This window comes from Moorena sp. SIO1F2 (genome assembly GCF_010672755.1).
GTDB lineage: Bacteria > Cyanobacteriota > Cyanobacteriia > Cyanobacteriales > Coleofasciculaceae > Moorena.
This window is the reverse complement of the sequence record NZ_JAAHFV010000662.1, coordinates 1-1,411: the sequence shown is the minus strand read 5'-3', so window position 1 is coordinate 1,411 and position 1,411 is coordinate 1. Positions and strand designations below refer to the sequence as shown.

The 1,411-nt window shown below is 42.8% G+C and carries 2 protein-coding genes and 1 pseudogene; 1 reads left to right on the top strand and 2 read right to left on the bottom strand.

All coding sequences use genetic code 11. The features are described from left to right. Positions 1-68: 68 nt before the first annotated feature. On the bottom strand, positions 69-743 hold the full coding sequence (locus F6J94_RS33850; RefSeq protein ID WP_293048330.1) for a DUF488 family protein: 675 nt from the start codon (positions 741-743) through the stop codon (positions 69-71). Between the two features lie 116 nt (positions 744-859). Here F6J94_RS33850 and F6J94_RS33845 point away from each other — a divergent pair, with 116 nt between their 5' ends. Then, entirely contained in the window at positions 860-1,003 is a 144-nt protein-coding gene (locus F6J94_RS33845) for a hypothetical protein (protein ID WP_293048327.1), read from the top strand. Positions 1,004-1,029: 26 nt separating this feature from the next. Here F6J94_RS33845 and F6J94_RS33840 read toward each other — a convergent pair. Beyond that, positions 1,030-1,411: pseudogene (locus F6J94_RS33840) on the bottom strand (DUF389 domain-containing protein); the annotation flags it as partial.

The following is a 1,411-nucleotide window of genomic DNA, read 5'->3' as shown; positions in this document are numbered from 1 at the left end:
TCTCCCTACTCCCTACTCCCTACTCCCTACTCCCTACTCCCTACTCCCTACTCCCTACTCCCTACTCCCTACTCCCTATTCCCTGTTCCCTTTGCTAGATAAGCAATAGTATCCCCCTGCCTATGATAAACTTCCTTAAGTCTATCCTCCCGAGAGCAATTCTCCCAGTTATCCATAGATGTCGGGTCATCAAATAGGGAAAGTTGCTTCGGTTGTTTGATTTGGGAATCACTTAACCCATGAGAGCTGAGCAGCCTTTCTTCTAAATCCTGATGAGACTCTAAGCTGCCATCATTGAGAATATGATTAATCTCTAACCCCGATTTCACTAAATGTTGGCAGACTAAAATTGTCCGATGGCAAGTGATCGGGTCTTTTTCAGCACACATCAAGGCAATTTGGTACGTTTCAGCCCCTTGAATTACCCGTTTAAGACCCGCTGAAAACAGGTCAGTGGCGGCAATTTTTTCATATAAGGCTTTACCACCAACATAACAACTGAGATCAGCCGGTCTTGCCCCCAACTCCTTACCCAGAAACACATAGCGAATTCCTGCCGACAATAGTTCAGCCTTGAGGGGGGCTTGACTAAAATGAGGTAAGTAACGGCTGTAAGGATGCGATCGCACATCAGCCACCGCCGTAATTCCGTGCTGCTTGAGTAAAGCAATAAAATCCTCAATACTGAGATTAGAATGACCAATAGTGAATAATTTCCCAGTATTACTAATTGTATTAATCATTTCCAACAATCTCCCTTATTCCCATTCCTTGCCTCTTCTTATTTCATCAAATAAATATCGCTCTAACCCTTAGAATAAGGTAAACTATGCTCAAATTATAGCAATTATCATCATAAGTGAGGTACACAGGATTTTTTCCCGATTCCCGATTCCCGATTCCCGATTCCCGACTCCCGATTCCCTGCTCCCTAAAACCCACAACTTTGTACCTGACCGAATTTAAAACCGCTGTAAGCATTAGGCTGACAGCTGACAGCTGACAGCTGAATGCTTACTCAAATTAAAGTTAATTAGCTTTAAGCTTAGGGGATTCCACTGGTATAAATGGAGTAACCTCAACTATCACTTTAAAGGGTTTACCTAGCTTAATGTTAACCGCATCTTCAAACCTCTTAACCTGTTCCGGTGTAATCGGTTTTATTGAACGGATATCCATTTCGATAGAAGGAGGATTAGTTTTCCGATTGATCTTCCAAGTAGAAACTTCTGTTATACCTGGTTTGTTAAACACTTGACTCTTATTAATCAATTCCTGAACTGGCTCCTCAACTCTTCCTTGCTCAAGCACGTCCCAAAAGGTAAGTCCTAGGGGCACCACTAACACAGCAATCAGCACTAACGAGAATCCCCAGTTTAAAGACCGGCTCAGTTCAGTACTCTGAGCATAA